At 63.4% G+C, this 17874-nt stretch carries 15 protein-coding genes; 7 read left to right on the forward strand and 8 right to left on the reverse strand.

The window, feature by feature from the left end:
* Window positions 1-160: 160 nt before the first annotated feature.
* Window positions 161-829, reverse strand: a complete 669-nt coding sequence (locus WKV53_RS11450; protein ID WP_341404725.1) for a 3-keto-disaccharide hydrolase — start codon at window positions 827-829, stop codon at window positions 161-163.
* A 198-nt stretch (window positions 830-1027) separates the two neighbouring features.
* Here WKV53_RS11450 and WKV53_RS11455 point away from each other — a divergent pair, with 198 nt between their 5' ends.
* Both WKV53_RS11455 and WKV53_RS11460 read left to right on the forward strand, forming a co-directional pair.
* The gene (locus WKV53_RS11455) at window positions 1028-4228 is read left to right on the forward strand and encodes an efflux RND transporter permease subunit (RefSeq protein WP_341404726.1); all 3201 of its coding nucleotides are present in this window, start codon (window positions 1028-1030) and stop codon (window positions 4226-4228) included.
* A 61-nt stretch (window positions 4229-4289) separates the two neighbouring features.
* Window positions 4290-5354, forward strand: coding sequence for an efflux RND transporter periplasmic adaptor subunit (locus WKV53_RS11460; RefSeq protein ID WP_341404727.1), 1065 nt, complete (start codon window positions 4290-4292; stop codon window positions 5352-5354).
* A 48-nt stretch (window positions 5355-5402) separates the two neighbouring features.
* Here WKV53_RS11460 and folD read toward each other — a convergent pair whose 3' ends face one another.
* From folD to WKV53_RS11475, 3 genes are read right to left on the reverse strand one after another with little or no spacing between them, the layout of a single operon-like run.
* Window positions 5403-6275: a bifunctional methylenetetrahydrofolate dehydrogenase/methenyltetrahydrofolate cyclohydrolase FolD gene (folD, locus tag WKV53_RS11465; RefSeq protein ID WP_341404728.1), complete on the reverse strand. Its 873-nt coding sequence runs from the start codon at window positions 6273-6275 to the stop codon at window positions 5403-5405.
* Complete coding sequence (locus WKV53_RS11470) at window positions 6272-6955, reverse strand: lysophospholipid acyltransferase family protein (RefSeq protein ID WP_341404729.1); 684 nt, start codon at window positions 6953-6955, stop codon at window positions 6272-6274. The genes folD and WKV53_RS11470 overlap by 4 nt, the downstream gene beginning before the upstream one ends.
* The gene (locus tag WKV53_RS11475; RefSeq protein WP_341404730.1) at window positions 6955-8448 is read right to left on the reverse strand and encodes an FGGY family carbohydrate kinase; all 1494 of its coding nucleotides are present in this window, start codon (window positions 8446-8448) and stop codon (window positions 6955-6957) included. Before WKV53_RS11475 ends, WKV53_RS11470 begins: the two co-directional genes overlap by 1 nt.
* Before the next feature lie 174 nt (window positions 8449-8622).
* On the opposite strand from WKV53_RS11475, the gene WKV53_RS11480 reads away from it, so the two are divergent.
* The 5 genes from WKV53_RS11480 (at window position 8623) to WKV53_RS11500 (ending at window position 13967) form a co-directional block, all read left to right on the forward strand.
* On the forward strand, window positions 8623-9081 hold the full coding sequence (locus WKV53_RS11480) for an iron-sulfur cluster assembly scaffold protein (RefSeq protein WP_341404731.1): 459 nt from the start codon (window positions 8623-8625) through the stop codon (window positions 9079-9081).
* 69 nt (window positions 9082-9150) lie between these two features.
* Window positions 9151-9558: a hypothetical protein gene (locus WKV53_RS11485; RefSeq protein WP_341404732.1), complete on the forward strand. Its 408-nt coding sequence runs from the start codon at window positions 9151-9153 to the stop codon at window positions 9556-9558.
* A gap of 96 nt (window positions 9559-9654) precedes the next feature.
* Complete coding sequence (locus WKV53_RS11490) at window positions 9655-11451, forward strand: ABC transporter ATP-binding protein/permease (RefSeq protein ID WP_341404733.1); 1797 nt, start codon at window positions 9655-9657, stop codon at window positions 11449-11451.
* Between the two features lie 144 nt (window positions 11452-11595).
* Window positions 11596-11997 (forward strand): hypothetical protein, encoded by a 402-nt coding sequence (locus tag WKV53_RS11495; protein WP_341404734.1) that lies wholly within the window; start codon window positions 11596-11598, stop codon window positions 11995-11997.
* Window positions 11998-12011: 14 nt separating this feature from the next.
* Window positions 12012-13967 carry a hypothetical protein gene (locus WKV53_RS11500; protein ID WP_341404735.1) on the forward strand — a complete coding sequence of 652 codons (1956 nt, stop codon included), beginning with the start codon at window positions 12012-12014 and terminating at the stop codon, window positions 13965-13967.
* A 39-nt stretch (window positions 13968-14006) separates the two neighbouring features.
* Here WKV53_RS11500 and WKV53_RS11505 read toward each other — a convergent pair whose 3' ends face one another.
* The 4 genes from WKV53_RS11505 to WKV53_RS11520 are packed head-to-tail and all read right to left on the reverse strand — an operon-like array spanning window position 14007 to window position 17841.
* On the reverse strand, window positions 14007-14681 hold the full coding sequence (locus WKV53_RS11505; protein ID WP_341404736.1) for a response regulator transcription factor: 675 nt from the start codon (window positions 14679-14681) through the stop codon (window positions 14007-14009).
* A complete protein-coding gene (locus tag WKV53_RS11510; RefSeq protein ID WP_341404737.1) occupies window positions 14678-16246 on the reverse strand; it encodes a sensor histidine kinase in 1569 nt (522 codons plus the stop codon). Before WKV53_RS11510 ends, WKV53_RS11505 begins: the two co-directional genes overlap by 4 nt.
* Window positions 16243-17007 carry a hypothetical protein gene (locus tag WKV53_RS11515; RefSeq protein ID WP_341404738.1) on the reverse strand — a complete coding sequence of 255 codons (765 nt, stop codon included), beginning with the start codon at window positions 17005-17007 and terminating at the stop codon, window positions 16243-16245. Before WKV53_RS11515 ends, WKV53_RS11510 begins: the two co-directional genes overlap by 4 nt.
* A gap of 15 nt (window positions 17008-17022) precedes the next feature.
* Window positions 17023-17841 carry a hypothetical protein gene (locus WKV53_RS11520; RefSeq protein WP_341404739.1) on the reverse strand — a complete coding sequence of 273 codons (819 nt, stop codon included), beginning with the start codon at window positions 17839-17841 and terminating at the stop codon, window positions 17023-17025.
* Window positions 17842-17874 lie beyond the last annotated feature (33 nt).

The following is a 17874-nucleotide window of genomic DNA, read 5'->3' on the forward strand; positions in this document are numbered from 1 at the left end:
GTGGGATGGGTAGTTCGGGCGGAATGAATTCCGCGCTCCCAGTGGCTGAAGCGTGGAACAGGCCCTTGGGAAGTGTGGGTCCCTCCAATGCCGCGTCGACGGAACGTCGACACCCCTTATTCCGGAGCGGCGCTGTCGCTTTGGGCGAGATTTCCGTGAGTTACCGCACCAACTCGAGCTCCACTTTCCGGAATTCAACCTCGGTGCCTTCGGCTTGCAGGGCGATCTTGCCCTTGGAGGCGGTGCATTTGGTGCCTGCGTTCACCTCGGTGCCATTCACGCTCACAGTCACGGTGTCGCCCTTGCAGGTGATGACCATGGTATTCCACTCGCCGAGCGGTTTTTCGGAGTCGTCGGTCAGGTTCTTGATGTTGCGCGCATCCTTGGGGCCGCCGCCGAACTTCTGGTCTCCCTTGATCGGGCGGCGCTTCTCCATGTCAGGGACCTCGATGTTTTCCTCGATGCACCAGAAGTCGCCGGCATTGCCCGACTCCATCTGCACCTCGATCGACTGCGGGAACATGCCGTAGAGCGCGCGGGGCTTCGACGCGTGGACGAGCACGCCGCAATTGCCGCCCTTGCCGGGAAAGCGATACTCCACGGTGAGGCGGTAGTTCTCGTATTCCTTGTCAGTCACCAGATGTCCGAGCGGCTTGCCGAGCGAGACGAGATTGCCATCGCGGACGATGAAGCTGGGCTGGATGTCCGGTTTCTTGTCGGCCTCCGGCACGTCGGCGGTCCAGCCGGCGAGGTCCTTGCCATTGAAGAGGGACACGGGCTCGGCGAGGGCGGAGGCGGAGAGGAGGCAAAGGAGTGCGAGGGATTTCATGGGCTTCTTCTACGGATTTTGACCAAAAGTCGTTTCAAACTAAAAAATCACAAGACGTTTGATCATGATCGAACGAAGGTGGCTTCGATCTCGCTGCCACGGGGTCACTCCCCAAGGGGAAATCGGGAATACCGCCCGGATCCGCGGCATCTTGGTCAACGTCAATTCCAGCTCTAGCCGCCGAGGCTTTCACAGGTCATGTGGATCGTTCTTTTTGCCCTTCGTTACAAGTACACCATCGGCGTTCTCGGTATCCTGATCCTGCTCTTCGGTGTGCTGTCGGCGCGCCGCATGTCCACCGACATCCTGCCGCGGGTGGATAGCCCGGAGATCACCATCGTATGGAGCTACAACGGCCTGAGCGCGGCGGAGATGGCGTCGAAGATCTCGTCCTTCTCCGAAATCGCGACGCTCAACAGCGTGGATGACCTGCTTGAGGTGCGCTCCGAGACCTCGAATGGCGTTGGCCTGGTGAAGCTGAAGTTCCAAGCCTACGTCGATATCAATACGGCGCTGGCCCAGGCGACCTCGGTGTCACAAACGATCATCCGGCGGATGCCGGCGGGGACCACGCCGCCGCTGATTATTCGAACGAGTCCCTCAAGCGTGCCGATCCTGCAGATGGTTATTTCGTCGGACACGATGACTGGCGGCCAGCTCTTCGACTACGCGCGGCTCACCTTGCGAGCGGCATTGCAAAGCGTGCCCGGGATGCGGATCTCGCTGCCCTATGGTGGCGCTGCGCGACAGGTGATGGTCGATCTTAACCCCGAGGCGCTCAATGCCTTCGATATCTCGGCGGCTGAAGTGAATGCCGCCGTGGGACGCCAGAATCTCACGCTGCCATCCGGATCCATCCGTGAAGGAGGGCGCGAGCTGCCGGTCGAGCTGAACGCCAGCCCGGAGAATATCCAAGGCTTCCTGGACCTGCCGATTCGCTCGGTGGATGGCCGCACGATCCTGCTGCGCGACCTCGCCAACGTCCGCGATGGCGAGGCGGTGAGCTCGAATGTTGCCCGCCTCAACGGCCAGAACGCCGTGATGATTTCCATCCTGAAACTCGGCAATGCATCCACTGTGGACATCATCGACGGGATCATGCAGCGCATGCCGGAGATCCGCGCGTCGGCTCCGCCGGGAATGAGCGTCGAGCCGATCTTCGATCAATCCGTCTTCGTCCGCGCGGCGGTGCATGGCGTGGAGCATGAGATCATGCTGGTGGGTGGCCTGGTGGCCGCAGTGGTGCTGCTGTTCCTCGGTTCATGGCGGTCCACGCTGATCGTGCTGACCTCGATCCCGCTCGCATTGCTGTGCTCGATCATCGGCCTCTCGCTGGTTGGAGCGACCTTCAACCTGATGACCCTCGGCGGCCTCGCGCTGGCGATCGGTATTCTCGTGGATAATGCACTGGTCGAGATCGAGAACATCAAGCGACAGATCTCGCTCGGAAAGACGGTGAAGCAGGCGATCGTGGATGGAGCGCGAGAGGTTGCGTTCCCGGAATTCGTTTCCACGATTTCGATCTGTATCGTCTTCCTTCCGATCTTCCTGCTGAGCGGCACGGCGTCGTATGTGTTCCGGCCGCTCGCGCTGGCGGTGGTGTTCGCGATGATTGCGAGCTACCTGCTGGCACGCACGCTGGTGCCGACGCTGGCCTCGATCATCCTGCCTGCGGAAGCGGCGGCGGAGAAGAAGCGCGAGGGCAAGCCTGCGCGGGGCTTGGGAATGATCCATCACGGCATTGAAAGTGGTGTGGATCGCCTGGCCGAATTCCAAGGCGGCATCCTGCGTTTCCTGATGCGCTGGAAGATCGTGATCCTGATCCCGGTGCTGATCGCCGCGTCGATCGGTGTTTTCTCCGCATGGAAGTCAGGCCGTGAGTTCTTCCCGAAGACGGACGCGGGACTGATCCGCTTGTTTGTTAGAATTCCCAGCGGGATCCGGGTCGAGGACACGGCACGGGCGATGGCTGACATCCAGCGTGAGATCCGCACGGTGATCCCGGCGAATGAATTGCAGTTCATCGTGGAAAACATCGGTGCGCCATCGTCGATCAACCAAGCCTACGTCGAGACGACTTCGGTCACCTCTGCCGATGGCGAGATTCTGGTGCAGCTGCATGGGGAGCACGGGCCGAGCGCTGGCTATGAAGAGAAGATCCGCGAGATGCTCGCGGCGAAGTTTCCGGATGTTCAGTCGTTCTTCCGGCCTGCGGATGCGACCAGCCAGACGCTTGCATCGGGAGCGCCCACCACGTTCGAAGTCCGTTTCATGGGCCGCGATGTTCCGGGAAATCTGGTGCTTGCGAAGAAGCTGCGCGATGATTTCTCCAAGGTTCGCGGTGCGGTGGACGTGACCTTGCGCGAGGTGCTGGATCAACCGGGCTACGCGATCCGCGTCGACCGTGCGCGCGCCGCGACCTTTGGCATTGCGCAGCAGGATGTCGCCAATGCGATGCTTGCCGCGCTCGGTAGCGGCGGCTCGGTGGCCCCGAACTACTGGTCGGATCCATCGACGGGTGCGGCTTACGATGTGCAAGTCATCGCTCCACCGACGAACCTGAACAGCGTCGAGCAGCTGCTCAACCTGCCTATCCGTGCGTCTGCCGGAACGAGTGCGCCGGTGCCCTTGCGTGCCTTCGCCACGGTCATTGAAAAGAAGGCTCCCGCGAGTGTCTCGCGCACCACCTTGCAGCCGACCTTTACCCTCGTGGCCAATGCATCCGGCCGTGATCTCGGCAGTTTGACCAATGAGCTCGAGGGCATGCTGGCCAATCTGCGGAAGCAACAGAAGCCAGGGAACAAGATCGAGCTGACCGGCCAAGCGGCGCTGATGAAGTCCGCCTACTCCGAGCTGATCGGTGGCCTCGGCCTTGCCGCGGTGCTGGTGTTCTTGGTGATGGTGGTGAACTTCCAGTCGTGGACGCTGCCGTTCGTGGCGATCAGCGGCTTGCCGGTCGCGGTGTCGGGAGCGCTGTTCGGGCTGTGGGTGACGGGCACCCCGCTGAGCGTGCCGGCGCTGATGGGCATCATCATGGTGGTGGGTGTGTCCACGGCGAACAGCGTGCTGGTGAGCAGCTTCGCCCGTGACCGTTTCGACCAAGGGGAGTCCGCGATGGATGCTGCGATCGAAGCGGCGACGACGCGCTTGCGGCCGGTGATGATGACGGCGCTGGCGATGATCCTCGGCGTGATTCCGATGGCGCTGGGCCACGCGGAAGGTGGCGAGCAGAATGCGCCGCTGGGTCGCGCGGTGATTGGTGGACTTCTTTTCGGGACGATGGCTTCGCTGTTTATCGTGCCGGTTGCATTCGCCTTCGTGCGCGCCAGATTTTATCCGAAGAAGGACGAGAGCGAGGAGGCTCTCGATGATGCCGTGCTTGCTGCCCCGACCTCCTGATGAACGTGGACGGCAGGTCCACATCGCGTCGACCGAAGGTCGACACCCCTTGAATTTTGCCATGATCGCTCGAACGCTTCCCTTCCTTTTCGTTGCCACCGCATTTGCCCAGGAGGCTGTCACGGTGCGCACGGTAGCTCCGGCTCCGGCAACGGAGGCACGCACGTTTGACCTGCCGGGGCGTACCGAGCCGGTGGAGCAGGCGCGCATCTTTTCCCGGGCCACGGGCACGGTGAAGGAGCGACCGGTGGATATCGGCGACCGCGTGAAGGAGGGCGACACGCTGGCGGTGATCGATATTCCCGACATCGATCGCGAGCTGGAGGCCGCAAAGGCTTCGGTGGATCAAGCGGTTGCCAAGGCGGACATCGCTCGCAGTACTTCCAACCGCACGACCGGTTTGCTGAATTCGCAGGCGGTGTCGAAGGAGGAGGCGGAGCAGCGTCAGGCTTCGGCTGCGGAACTTGAGGCTGGGGTGCGAGCGGCCAAGGCCGAGGTGGGCCGGTTGGAGGAGCTGAAGAACTTCGCGGTGGTGAAGGCGCCTTTCCAGGCGACCATCGCCGCGCGGCGGATTGACCGCGGCGATTTCGTGCGCGGTGATTCGGCCACCACGAGCGAGTGGATGTTTCACATCGTGCGGCTGAACCAGTTGCGATTTGCGGTGGCGGCTACGCCTGATGTGGCGCTGCGGCTTACGCCGGAAAGTGAGGCCACGGTGAAGTTTGCGGAGCTACCTGGTCGGAATTTTCCGGCGAAGGTCAGCCGGTCGAGCAAGCTTTTCGACACGGCTACCGGGACGATGCGTGTGGAGCTCCTGCTGGAGAATCCGGACTTCACCTTGCCGGCGGGCCTCACTGGCACGGTGGCGTTCAAGCTGCCGCCTGCGCCGGGGACCTACCTGTTGCCGAACAACACGTTGGTGCTGCGCGATGGCAAGTCGTTCGTGTCCGTGGTAGAGGACGGAAAGGTGAAGCTCATCGACGTGCTGCCTGGTCGAAATCTCGGTCCACAGATGGAGGTGACTTCCGCGGCGCTGAAGGCGGAGAGCCAGGTGATCGTGAGCCCGAATGCGATGCTGCGGCCGGGTGATGCGGTTACGGCCAGTCCGTTGGTGGCGGGGAAGTGAGGAGTGTGGACTTGCGTCCACACCGTGTCGACGGAACGTCGACACCCCTTATCCGATCTGCCGCGCTGCTTGCAGGGTGTTCTTCATCAGCATGGCGATGGTCATGGGACCGACGCCGCCGGGGACGGGCGTGATGGCAGAGCACTTGGGAGCGACTTCGTCGTAGGCGACGTCGCCTACGAGGCGGTAGCCGCTCTTTTTGGTCGCGTCTTCGATACGGTTGATGCCGACGTCGATGACGACGGCGCCTTCCTTGACCCAATCGGCCTTGACCATTTCGGGGCGGCCGACGGCGGCAACGATGATGTCGGCGCGGCGGCAGATGGCGGCGATGTCCTTGCTGCGTGAATGGGCGACAGTGACGGTGGCGTCCGAGCCCTTGGCCATGAGGAGCAGGGCCATCGGCTTGCCGACGATCATGCTGCGGCCGATGACGACGGCTTCGGCACCGGCGGTTTTCACGCCAGCGGCGGCGAGCAGGCGCATGCTGCCAGCGGGGGTGCAGGGGACGAAGCCGGTCTTATCTTCGAGGGCAAGCTTGGCGACGTTCTCGGGATGGAAGCCGTCCACGTCCTTGCGCGGGTCGAGCGCGCGGATGATGGCTTCCTCGTCGATGTGCTTCGGCGGCGGGCTTTGCACGAGGATGCCGTGGATGGCGGGATCGGCATTGAGTTCCTGGACGACGGCGAGGAGTTCTTCCTGGGTGGTCTCGGCGGGGAGAACGATCTTGCGAGAATAGATGCCGAGGTCGCCGCAGGTGCGGACCTTGGAGCCGACGTAGACGTGTGATGCCGGATCGTCGCCCACGAGCACGACGGAGAGGCCGGGGGTGATGCCCTTGGCTTTCAGTTCGGCGACTTCGCTGCGGCACTCTTCGAGCACGGCGGCGGCCACGGCCTTGCCATCAATTACGGAACTCATCGTAGGTGGTCGGAATCAGGTTTGGCGCCGCGGAGCATGATCTGCTCGAGGCGGAGGCGCCACGTTTCGAAATCATCTTCGGAGAGCCCCTCGGGCACGGCAAGCGTCTCATCGAAAATGACGCGCACCTTGCTGCCGGGGGCGGGGACGGCGAAGCGGTCCCAGGTTTTCAGCTCGCGGCAGGAGGAATACTCAACGTGGATCGGGACGATCGGGGCTCCGCTGGCTTCGGCGAGCTTGATGATGCCGGGCTGGATGATGTGCTTGGGGCCGCGGGGGCCATCGGGAGTGATGCAGACGTCGGTGTTTTCCCGGAGCGCCTTTCGCATGGCGACGAGGGCGGCGACGCCGCGGCGGGAAGAGGAACCGCGGACTGAGCCGATGCCGAAGACGCCGACGGCGCGGGCGAGGGCGGCTCCATCATGGCTGGCGCTGGTGAGGACGACCGCCTGGCGATGGCTGCCGCAGGATTTCTTCCAGGCGGCGGGCATCGTGAAGATGCGGTTGTGCCAGAGGCAATAGATCACCGGGCCGGGGATGCCGCCGGGGCGGGTGAGTTCACAGCGGTCGGTGATCTCGAAGCGCAGGGTGGAGCACCACGCTTGCATCAACCGGCCGGCGAAGGTGCCGAGCTTGGTGGCCTTGTCGCTTTCGCGAACCTCGGAGCGGTCGCCAGCCATTACAGGAAACCTCCCGCGTGGAGGGTCTCGACGAGGTACTGCTGGCGGGCCAGCAGGTCCTGGTAGAACTCGTGCCGCTGCGGATCGGGATCGCGGCGGGTGGAATCGTCCATGGTGACGATGTAGCCGGCGATTTCGTCGAAGCCGAGGGACTCGCCATTGAGGCGGAAATAGACGACCGCCGCTTGCATGGCGGCGCCGAGCAGGGAGCCGCCACTGACCGCCACGGAGGCGACGGGAACGCCAAAGACGTCCGCGAGAAGCTGGTGGAAGGCTGGTCCTGCATCGCGGCTGACGCGGACTCCGGCGGGCTCGAAGCCGAGGTCGCGGAGGCGGCTGAAGCCGTAGCCGAAGCCGAGGGCGAGGCCTTCCGCAGAGGCGCGGGCGAGATTTCCGGGAGTGAAATTGTCCAGCGTGACGCCGTGGAGGACGCCGGAGGCATCCGGCAGGCGCGGGGTGATTTCGCCGCGGAGGTAGGGGAGGAAGAGCAGGCCGTCTGCTCCCGCTTCGGTGCTGGCGAGGGCTTTTTCGAATTCGGCGGCGGACCAGCCGTAGTGGCGGCGAACGAGTTCGAGGGCGGAGACGGCATTGGCCATGCCCATGCGGGTCAGCCAGCGGCCGGAGGCATCGCAGAGGATGGAGGCCTCGCCTTGAAAATCCACGGTCGGGCGATCGGAAACGGCGGAAAGCGAGCCATCGGCGGAAAGATCGGCGACCACGGCGCCATTTCCCGCGGCACCGACCGCGAGGGCGGCGAGGGCGGCGGCTCCGGAACCCGGAGCGACGATGACGCTATCCGGCAGTCCCCACGAGCGGCAGAGGGCGGGACGAAGTTGGCCGCGTGGCTGCATCGGCGAAATGCCGGGCGGCAGCATGTCGAACACGCGCGAGTCGATGAACTCCATTAGCTCGCCGCTCCATTTCCGCTGCGGGACATTGAAGAGGCCGGTGGTGGCGGCGGAGCCAGCCTCAATGCCGGCCTCGCCAGTCAGCCAGTAGCCGATGAAATCCTGCGGCGTCATCAGCCGCGCCGCGCGTTGGAAATGGTAGGGCTCGTGCTGCTTCAGCCAGAGGCACTGGGCGGCAAGCGAGCCGGCGTCAATGGGATTGCCGCAGAGCTCGATGAGGCCGGGGGCACCGCCGAAGGCGCGGGCGATTTCGTCGGCCTGGCGCTGGGCGGAGCGGTCGATGCCGAGCTTGGCAGGGCGGACGATGCGGTTGTTTTCGTCGAGGACGACCATCCCGCCGGTGGGGGCGGTGATGCCGATGCCGGCGACTGCGCCGCGGGCATCGCCGAGGGTTTCGAGGACCTGGCGCATCGCCTGGTCGGCGGCGGCGATCCACGATGCCGGGTCCTGCTCGCGATAGCCGTCCGGCAGCCCCTCGACCCAGGTATGGGCGGCCACGGCTTCGGCCGCGACGGTGGCGGCTTCGAGGTCCAATGCCACCACGCGGGTGGCGGCGTGGCCGATTTCGATTCCTAGGAAGTGCATGCCTCGTTGCTCGGGCGAGGGAACTCGGTGGGGGTTGCGTTAGATTTTCCGGTGGGGCGGGGCTTGGCAAGGTTGGGAATGCCGAATGTGGAATTTCCGAAGGTGGAGGAAGGCGATTCCGGCATCCGGAAATTCTGCATTCGGCATTTTGCCTTTCCGGTGCATCGTCACTCCGTGAGCGATTTCGAAGAAAAAGTCCGCGAGGCACTTTCGTCACCGAAGAACCAGGGCGAGCTGGCTGACGCGGATGCGGTCGGGACGGTCGGTTCGCCGGATTGCGGGGACATGCTGCGGATGTGGCTGAAATTCACCGAGAAGGACGGGAAGAAGGTGATCGACCGGGCGTCGTTCCAGTCCTTCGGCTGCCAGACGGCGATCGCGGTGGCGTCGATGGCGACGGAGTTGCTGAAAGGGAAGACGGCGGAGGAAGCGCGCGAGCTGTCGGCGAATGAGCTGACCGGTGACCTTGGGCCGCTGCCGCCGATGAAGATCCATTGCGGACAGCTGGTGGAAGGGGCGCTCAAGAACGCGCTGGACCAGACCCCGGCGGAAGCGCCGAGGGCGGTGGGGACGACGCTTTCCGAGACGATGAAGCAGCCGGCGGGGAAGATCCGGATCGTGCCTGTCGAGTGATTCCCGGGTTCCACCAGGCGGCTGATTTTCCCGGAGACGCAGGGGGCGGATTTTGTTAGTTTTCCCGCCGTGTCGAAACGGGTTGTGATCATTTGCCTGTCCCTCTGCCTGGTGGGATGTGTCTTTGGCTGGGGCCTTGGCGGCCTGCTGCTGACCGGTGGCTACAGGCACCCGGGAGGATGGTGGCCGATGCTGCTCCTGCTAGGAGGCTTCCTGTGCCTGCCGGCGGGGATCGGAATGATCATGGGCTATCGGCTCGGCCGGACCGTGGCGGTGGCAGCATTCGCGGTCGGCTATCTGGCGTGTGCCGCGATGTTGGTGGCTCCGCTGCTCCAGGCGGGCGTGATCGACATTGCGATCAATGGCAGCCGGGCAGGCTATGGCGTGTATGCCGCCGGGTCCTTGATGCTGCTGGGGGTAGTGCTGCTCTTGCACTGGACGCTCTACACGCCGTCCTTTGAGGATCACCTGGCCTGAGCGGCGGGAAATCCGGTTTGCGGTTTCTTTCTCGCCCTTGCGTAAAAGTGCAGCTTTCTTCCGTAGCCATTCAAATTCATTCACCCGACTGGCCCCGTGCTCGAGCTCAAGGAAGTTAGTTTCACCATCAAAAAGGACGGCGAGGACGTGAACCTCGTCGACAAGGTCTCCATCAATGTCCCCCGCGGGCACTTCATGGCAATCGTCGGGCCCTCGGGTTGCGGCAAGACGACCCTGCTGAAGACCATCGCGGGCCTGAACCCGGAGTCTGCCGGGGCGCTGTTCTGGGAGGGGCGGAATCTCTCGGAGGAGGGTGACCTTGATCCGTCCGAGATCGGCTACGTGCCGCAATTCTCGATCGCCTACGATCCGCTCACGGTGGACGAGTCGGTGGAGGCCGCAACCCGCCTGCGGGTAAGGACGCGGGATACGGAAGAGCTCGACGGCCGGATCGACCGGGTGCTGGAGGAGACCGGGCTGACGGCGATCGCGGATCGTCAGGTGAAGGTGCTTTCCGGTGGCCAAAAGCGCCGTCTGGGGCTGGCGATGGAGCTGGTGTCCGATCCGAAGCTGCTGCTTTGCGACGAGGTGACGAGCGGTCTCGATCCAAGGTCGGAGCGGGAGATCGTGCGGCTGTTGCATGACCTGTCACGCCGGGAGGGGCGGATCGTGCTGTCGGTCACGCACTCGCTGGCGCATCTTGAACTCTACGATTCCATCCTGGTGCTGCACGAGGGGCGGGTGGCCTACCACGGCCCGCCGGACCAGCTGAACCACTATTTCTCGGTCCACGACACCGAGGAGGTTTATCCCAAGCTCGCCACCCAGACCTCCGAGCGCTGGCAGAGCTCGTGGATGAAGCATCGCGGGCCGTACTACTCGAAGCTGGACCGGAACCGGACCAAGCTGGTCGATTCCGGCGGGCTGCACTTGCCGGTGGTTCCCGAGCTGGTGCCGACGGCGGAAGAAGAGAGGGATCAGGAGAAGGACAAGGAGCAGGAAAAGGAGAAGCCTCAGGGGGAGAAGATCCGCACTCCGGGGTTCTTCGCGCAGTTCACCACGCTGCTGTCGCGGCGGTGGCGGATCTTTTTCCGGGACCGGGGGCAGCTGTTTCTCCAGCTAGCCATCATCCTGTGCTTTCCAGTGCTGGTGACCCTGTTCAAGGACAATGCCAACGGGCAGATTGCGAACCTTTCGGACACGCGGAAGACCAATATCGAGGCTGATATCAGGGAGTCGGCAACGGTGAAGCAAGATCAGGTGAAGGTCGGCTCCGCGGTCTCGGGGATCATCATGTTCCAGGTGATCCTGCTGTCGCTGATGGCCTCGAACAACTCGGCCCGCGAGATCGCCGGCGAGCGACCGATCTTTGAGAAGGAGAAGTTCGGGGGCTTGAGGCCCACCGCCTATCTGGCCAGCAAGATCACCTTCCTCGCCTGTCTGGTACTGGCGCAGTCGCTATGGATGGCGGTCTTCGTCAACTTGTTCGCGCCGTTTCGAGGAGGCGCGGGAGGGTTCGAGAGCCATATCATCTTCCTGCTGTTGGTGAATGGGGGCATGACCGCGATTTGTCTCGGGATCTCAGCGCTGATGCGGACGGCAGAGCAGGCATCGCTGCTGTCGATTTATCTCGTCGGGTTCCAGCTTCCGCTGTCGGGCGCGGTGCTGGCCTTGCCGTCCTCGATCGAGGGGATCACGCGGCCATTCATTTCCGCTTATTGGGCATGGTCGGGTAGCGTGGGGGCGCTGGAGCCGAAGGTGCTGGAGGCGGTCAAGACGGTGATCAGCACCTCGATTTCCGCCCAGCAGACGTGCATTTATACCCTTGGTTTCCATGTGGCTGCGGGCCTGATCGCGGCTTGGATTGGCACCCGACGGCACCAGTGGGATTGAGGGATTTTGCGTAGATCGTCCGGGTCTTTCGCCGGGGGCCAGTCGTAATTTGTAAAAAGTCGTGAAACGCCCGGAAAATCGTGGAAACTTGCGCTTACCGGGAACGTTAAGGACTGAGCTTTTAACGAAACCCACCACTGTATCATGGCTCGACGCGCCAGTTCTGGAATCAAGCCCGGTCTTTTGATCGGGATCGCTGCTGCTGTGGCTGTCGCCTTCTTCGGCGGCAAGGCCCTCCTCGGGAAGCGGAACGACAGCTACCCGAACATGGCCACCATCAACATGTCAGATGTGATGGACGGCGTGTCCCTGCGGGATAACGAATATGTGGTGGAGGGAACCGTGGATGAGAAATTCTACCATGGCGACAGTCCAAACCAAGTGGTGAGCCTGAAGGTCAACGACCGCACGGGGGACCAGTTCCTCCCCGTCGAGATTCCGGCCAACCTGACGAAGTTCAACATCGAGCGTGCGCAGCGCTACCGCATGAAAGTCCGCATCCGCGAAGCCGGCATCGCGGTCGCCACCGGCATCAACCCCCTCTGATGGATCGTCCCGCCATGAAATCCTTCCTATCCCTTGCCCTGCTCGCCACCACCGTCATTGCGCCGGGCCAGGTGCTGCATCCTGATGCCCGCGAGAAAGTGACCAATCCTCCGGCGCCGCAGAAGTCGGATGACACGGTGATCCAGCGCCAGCCGGAGGAGAAAAAGCAGTCGAGTCCGATGGGGAACGACCTGCCGTTCTTCGATCCGTCCGCGGAGACCGTTTCGTGGAATGGCCACACGTGGGCGGCCTCCGACAACCGGCTGTTCTCCGCACGCTTCGAGCGCTACCTCAACCAGCCGGAGGATAATTCGGAGAAGGCTCAGGAATATCGGAAGACGATCGATGACATCCTGGCACTGGTATCGCCGCACCATGAAGGTGGCCCGGATTTCCCGTCGGCGCTGAAGCTGCTGCCGAAGGCGTCCACTTTCCCAGGCGATGCGAAGCTCTGCGATTCGCTGTCCCAAGCGATCTACGCGGCGGTGCTGTCGAAGAAGGACGTCAAGATGACCAAGGAGATTCTTGAGGCTCTGGAGACGGAGAAGAAGCGGCTCATTCACAACGCGGATGTCATTGCGGAGGGCACCGAACTCAGCGCGGTCCAGAAAACCGGCGGTGGTGGCGGCGGTGGTGGCAATAACCAGAACCAGACCCGCGGCGGAGCACAGCCCAAGCCCGGGACTGGCACCGAGTCGGTGGAGTATAAAGAAAGCGTTCGCCGGGTCGTGGAGATCGAGGCGATGCGCAAGGCGAACCAAGCCAAGGGCGAGGTGCAGCTGCTGCAGGCGAAGGTTGAGTACCAGACACTGATCCTGCAATTTTTCGTGCAGCGCCGCTTCGAGCACGTGCTGATGGCGTCGAGGTTCTACTATCAGATTTTCAACGACGGGGACAGCAACCTGCACATCGACAGGAAGTCGGACATGTCGAAGCTCTTCAGCGAGAGCCTTGGCACCAGCCCGACGGTGTCGGTGCTCGATTCGCTCGCTAGCGAGGCCATCCGCGATGTGGACCAAGGCGTGGAAGCTTTCACGTTCCTGCTGGAGAAGCAGGAGTATCAGAGTGCGGCCAAGCGCCTGAGCGAAGCCTACATGGTGGGCGAGTTCATGCCGGCCATCGGCACGCTGCCGCGCGAGCAGAAGCGCAAGGTGCTCGAGTTCGTGCGTGAGTCTTACAAGCTGCTCGCGGCGATCGATTCGAAGGACTACACGACCGCGGGTGAGTTGACGAAGAAGCTCAAGGCGATGTCCGGTGACTTCGATGCGACCAAGCCGGAGGCCGCGATCGCGACCTACACGCGGGTCAGCAGCATGCACATCGATGCCGCCAAGCTCGCTGCCTCCAAGGGCGACAACGAGAAGGCCGCGCTGGAGATCAAGAACGCCATGGAGGTATGGCCGCAGAATCCCAAGCTGGCCGAGTTCGACAAGCTCGTGGAAGCGGGCGGCGGCATGGCGGTGGCGAAGAACGATTTCGACCGCTTGCTCAGCGAGAAGAACTACCGCGAGGTCTTCCGCCGCCAGTATGAACTGGCACCGGCAATCGCGGGCGATGCCGCGCGCGAGGATGCCTTCAAGCAGATCATCACCAACCTGACCCGCATCGAGGGTGCGCTCGGCAAGGCGAAGGAGTTCAGCAAGATGGAGCAGAATGTGGCGGCGTGGGAACAGCTCGCGGCGCTGCGCAAGGAATTCCCGGATGATCCGAATCTCGGAGTTGAGATCGAGAAGCTGGTGTCCAACGGCAAAGATGTGGCAAACTTTACCCAAGCGTTGAATCGCGCCCGCGAATTCGAGGAGCGTCGCGACAAGCAGGTGGGAGCCGCGCTCTCCTGGTATCTCAAGGCGCGCTCGATTTATCCGCGCAGTGAGATGGCGGAAGCCGGCATCCAGCGGATGCTCCGTGAGATCCTGCCCGACAATGGCTCGAAAGACGAGGCCAAGAGGGATAGGGATGGGAAGGAGTAAGGGGTGTGGACCTTGCGTCCACGCCGCGTTGACCGAAGGTCAAGGCCCCTTGTAGCGATAGCCGGTGCCGCGGACGGTCTCGATGATTTCGGGGCGCGCGGGGTCGGCTTCGATCTTCTTGCGCAGCATCAGCACGTGCTGGTCGAGCGTGCGGGAGTCGGGGAAGTAGTCGAGGCCCCAACAGGCGTCGAGGAAGGCATCGCGGCTGACCGGCTTGCCGGCGTGGCGGTGGAGCAGTTCCAACATCGAGACCTCGCGGCGGGACAGTTCGATTGTCTTGCCCTTCCGTACCGCGACGAGGGCATCGGGGCGGACGTTGAGATCCCTCATTTCGAAGGAGCGGCCATTTTGAGGCGCTACCCGACGGAGGGCGGCGCGAATGCGGGCGATGACTTCGGCACGGGTGAAAGGCTTGCGGATGAAATCGTCCGCGCCAAGGCCCAGTCCGACAACCACGTCGGCTTCCTCATTCTTCGCGGAGAGGAATAGGATCGGCACCGAGGGATCGGTGGCGCGGATGCGACGACAGACTTCGAAGCCATCCACGCCGGGCATCATGATGTCCAGGCAGAGCAGCTGCGGTCGGTGCTGTGCCCATAGCTCCAGGGCCTGCTTGCCATCGACGGCGGACAAGGTGTGGAAGCCTTCGTCCTCGATGCAGGCGGCGAGGGCATCGAGCGTCAGCGGATCGTCTTCGGCGAGAAGGATGGTCATGCGACTTCGGAGTGAACGATGGCGAGATGGGGAGGAGCGGGCAGATCGAGCTCGAACACGGAGCCCGTCTCCGATGAACATAGTAGCAAATCGCCGCCCATGCGGCGGGCGAGGTCGCGGGCGATGGCGAGGCCGAGGCCGGTACCGCTGGCACCTTCGCTCACGCCGCCGTGGACCCGCTCGAAGGGCTCGAAGATTTTCTCACGCGAACGAGCGGGGATGCCGGGCCCGCGGTCGCTCACACGCAGCTTAAGGCGGTCGTTCTCCATCGAGGTGGTCAGGCCGAGCCAGCCACCGCTGCTGGCGTACTTCTCGACGTTGGAGAACAGGTTGCCGGCGATCTGGGCGAGGGCGTCGGGGTCGAGCCGGGTGCTGTTAGAGGCGCCGCGTTGCCATTCAACGCTCACCTTCCGGCGATCGAGCGATGGCTGGAATTGGGCGAGCATGTCTTCCACCACTTGATCGGGGATGCAGGCGGTTGGTGCGAGTTCGAGGGTCTTGCGCTCGCTGCGAGAGAAGGTGAGGACATTCGAGACGAGGCGGCCAAGGCGCCGGACTTCCTCGTGCACCAGGGTGAGCCTCTTTTTCGCTTCGGCGGGCCGTGGTTCAAGCGAGCGGCCGGCGAGGTCGAGATTGAGCAGGATGTTCGTGAGCGGTGTGCCGAGTTCGTGAGAGACGCGATTGACGAAGGAGACGCGTTCCTCGGCCAAGCGAAGGGCGCGGCCTTGCTGGATCTGGAGGTAGATGCCGGTGAGCAAGAGCGTGCAGGCGATGGCTCCGGCGAGAATGAGCGTGGCGGTATCGTGCGTAGTGCTGGTCTTGAGCTTGTCCCAGGCGAGGACCTGCCACTCGCCGAGGCCGGTGCGGTGAGGCAAGACCAAGGCGGCGGGGCCGGAGTGTTCGCCTTGCAGGGTGAGGACGGTTTTTCCGCCCGGGCCCTCGATGGCGACACGCTCGTCCGCTTCGCGCAGCGGCTTCAGGGGATTCTCCTGCCAATCGGTGAGGTGCTTGGCGAGTGCTTGTCCCAGCTCCTCTTCATCGATGACGAAGGCGGCGAAGGTCGATGGATCAACGCGGACCCAGTGGGCCCGGTACCCGGGTTTGGGGGCCGGCAGCCAACCTCGATTGCCGGCCTGGCCCAGCAGGACTCCGCGTGGCAACATGATCGCATTGCGAGGGGGCAATTGGCCTTCTTCGCCTTCCGCCACCACTTCGGGAATGCTGCCACCGGGGCGGAACAAAGGTCTCTTCCCCGGAAACTCGGCGTCCCTGCGGCCCCCTTTGAACAGGTAGAGGGTGCGGAGTCCGAAGAGGTTCTCGCAGCTCTTGATCGTTTGGTCGCGGGGGAGGTAGGTGCTGTAGCTCGCGACGCTTGCGAGATGTTCGGCGTACAGGGAGTCGAGCCGGTCGAGTTCGCTGCGCCAGTGGGCGGCGAAGTCGAACAGGCGGCCGCGGTCGGCGGGGATGCGCTCCTCCACGTTGCGACGGGCCAGCCGCTCGCCGCCCCAGAGAATCAGGGCAGCGGCGGCAAGCAGGGGACCAAGCGTGATCCAGAAGCTCCTCATTTCTCCGGAGTGACGGCGACGACTTTGGCCGTTACGAAAGCAAACCAGACGCGGTTGGCGGAGTCAGCATCGACTTTCGACACCGGCGGGCGGCTCAGCGTGCTCAGCAGCTGTGGTTGACCTCCCCGAAGAGTGTAGGCCGAGCGCAACTCTTGGGACTCGAAGACTGGCGTTTCCGTCGCGGACGCCGTTGCTCCCCATTTGGAACGATCGGCGAGGCTGACGAAGGCAGGCGCGATCCGAAGGTCGATGATCCGGTTATCCATCGCCAGCGTGGGTTCGATTTCCAAGGTGAACCCCAGGTCGCGGGTTTTGAAATCGGCTGGCAGTGCCTTGGCAGTGGTGGTTAGGGCGGTGTCGGAAGCAGATGGCGATTGCTTCTCGCCCGGGTTTGGCGCGGGCAGATAGGAGGCGGGGTAGATGAATTCGCTGGTCCCTTTGAGGACGGATTTTTCTCCCGAGCGAGCGCGGAGGACGGCGAAGCCTTCTTGCTTGGCCTTGTTCTTGGTGACGCGAGCAGTGAGTTCCTTGTAGAGCGCGGGATCGTCTGGCTGGCCCTGATAGAGGGCGGCGGCCTCGGACTTTTCGATCGAGAAGGTTTCGAAGCAAACCGAAATGAGTCTCGGGATGTCGTCTCCTTGCGGCGTCAGGTTTGCTTGGCCTCGGACGAACGGATCGTCAGCGCCCAAGGACGGTTGCACGGTGCCGGAGAGTATGCCTGCCAGCAGCAGGGCAGGGAAGATGTGGATGAATGTTTTCATGGCTCTGCTGGAATCTTAGTGCCGGGGGACGGAGAGGATTTTCGGGGTTACGAAGGCAAACCAGATGCGGCCCGTTGCCTCGGCATCGGCTTTCGACGCCGGCGGACGGCTCATGGTTCCCAGGAGTTGGGTCTGGCCGGTCAGCATGGTATTCGCCGTGGACAGCGACTGGACCTCGAACACAGGGGTTTCGATTCCTGAGTCCGCGGGGCCCCACTTGGTGCGGTCGGCCAGGGTGACGATGATGGGTTCGATGCGGAGATCGATGATGCTGTCGTTCCCGCCGATGGTGGGTTCGATCACCAGGCTGAGTCCGAGATCGCGGGTCTTGAAGTCGGTCGGGAAAGGGAGGGCGCTGGTGGGTGCCGCGACTGCCGGAACGGGGGCGGCAGGGGCAGGTGCGGCGGCGGGATTGGAGGGCTTGGGCGCGACACCACCGGCGGGCTGCGGTTTTACGGCGGGGGTGGTGTCCGGCAGGTAGGAAGCCGGATAGATGAACTCAGAGGTATTCTTGAGCGCGGCCCGCTCTCCCGAGCGAGCCCGCAGGACGACGAAGTTCTCCTGCTTCGCCTTGCCCTTGGCGACGCGGGAGGTGATCTCCTTGTAGAGAGCGGTATCGCTCGGCTGGCCGTTGTAGAGTGAAACGGCGTCGGCCAAGCTCACCGAGAAGGTCTCGAAGGTGATCGAGATGAACTTGGGGCTATTGTCCCTTTGGGGAATTTCCTCACCCTGACCCGGGGCGAAGGGATCGACCGATTCCTGGGCGGATTTCGCCGTGACCGACAGGACGCCCGCCAGCAGCAGGGCGGGGAAGATGCGGATGGACTTCTTCATGACCCCGCCAGCATCGCAGGTCGACGACGCTGG

This window comes from Luteolibacter sp. Y139, from assembly GCF_038066715.1.
GTDB classification, from domain to species: Bacteria; Verrucomicrobiota; Verrucomicrobiia; order Verrucomicrobiales; family Akkermansiaceae; genus Haloferula; species Haloferula soli.

Coding starts and splice junctions, on each gene's coding strand:
- WKV53_RS11515 (WP_341404738.1), bottom strand. CDS start 17,007: ATGAAAACATTCATCCACATCTTCCCTGCCCTGCTGCTGGCAGGCATA.
- folD (WP_341404728.1), bottom strand. CDS start 6,275: ATGAGTTCCGTAATTGATGGCAAGGCCGTGGCCGCCGCCGTGCTCGAA.
- WKV53_RS11495 (WP_341404734.1), top strand. CDS start 11,596: ATGGCTCGACGCGCCAGTTCTGGAATCAAGCCCGGTCTTTTGATCGGG.
- WKV53_RS11460 (WP_341404727.1), top strand. CDS start 4,290: ATGATCGCTCGAACGCTTCCCTTCCTTTTCGTTGCCACCGCATTTGCC.
- WKV53_RS11470 (WP_341404729.1), bottom strand. CDS start 6,955: ATGGCTGGCGACCGCTCCGAGGTTCGCGAAAGCGACAAGGCCACCAAG.
- WKV53_RS11455 (WP_341404726.1), top strand. CDS start 1,028: ATGTGGATCGTTCTTTTTGCCCTTCGTTACAAGTACACCATCGGCGTT.
- WKV53_RS11450 (WP_341404725.1), bottom strand. CDS start 829: ATGAAATCCCTCGCACTCCTTTGCCTCCTCTCCGCCTCCGCCCTCGCC.
- WKV53_RS11520 (WP_341404739.1), bottom strand. CDS start 17,841: ATGAAGAAGTCCATCCGCATCTTCCCCGCCCTGCTGCTGGCGGGCGTC.
- WKV53_RS11475 (WP_341404730.1), bottom strand. CDS start 8,448: ATGCACTTCCTAGGAATCGAAATCGGCCACGCCGCCACCCGCGTGGTG.
- WKV53_RS11510 (WP_341404737.1), bottom strand. CDS start 16,246: ATGAGGAGCTTCTGGATCACGCTTGGTCCCCTGCTTGCCGCCGCTGCC.
- WKV53_RS11505 (WP_341404736.1), bottom strand. CDS start 14,681: ATGACCATCCTTCTCGCCGAAGACGATCCGCTGACGCTCGATGCCCTC.
- WKV53_RS11500 (WP_341404735.1), top strand. CDS start 12,012: ATGAAATCCTTCCTATCCCTTGCCCTGCTCGCCACCACCGTCATTGCG.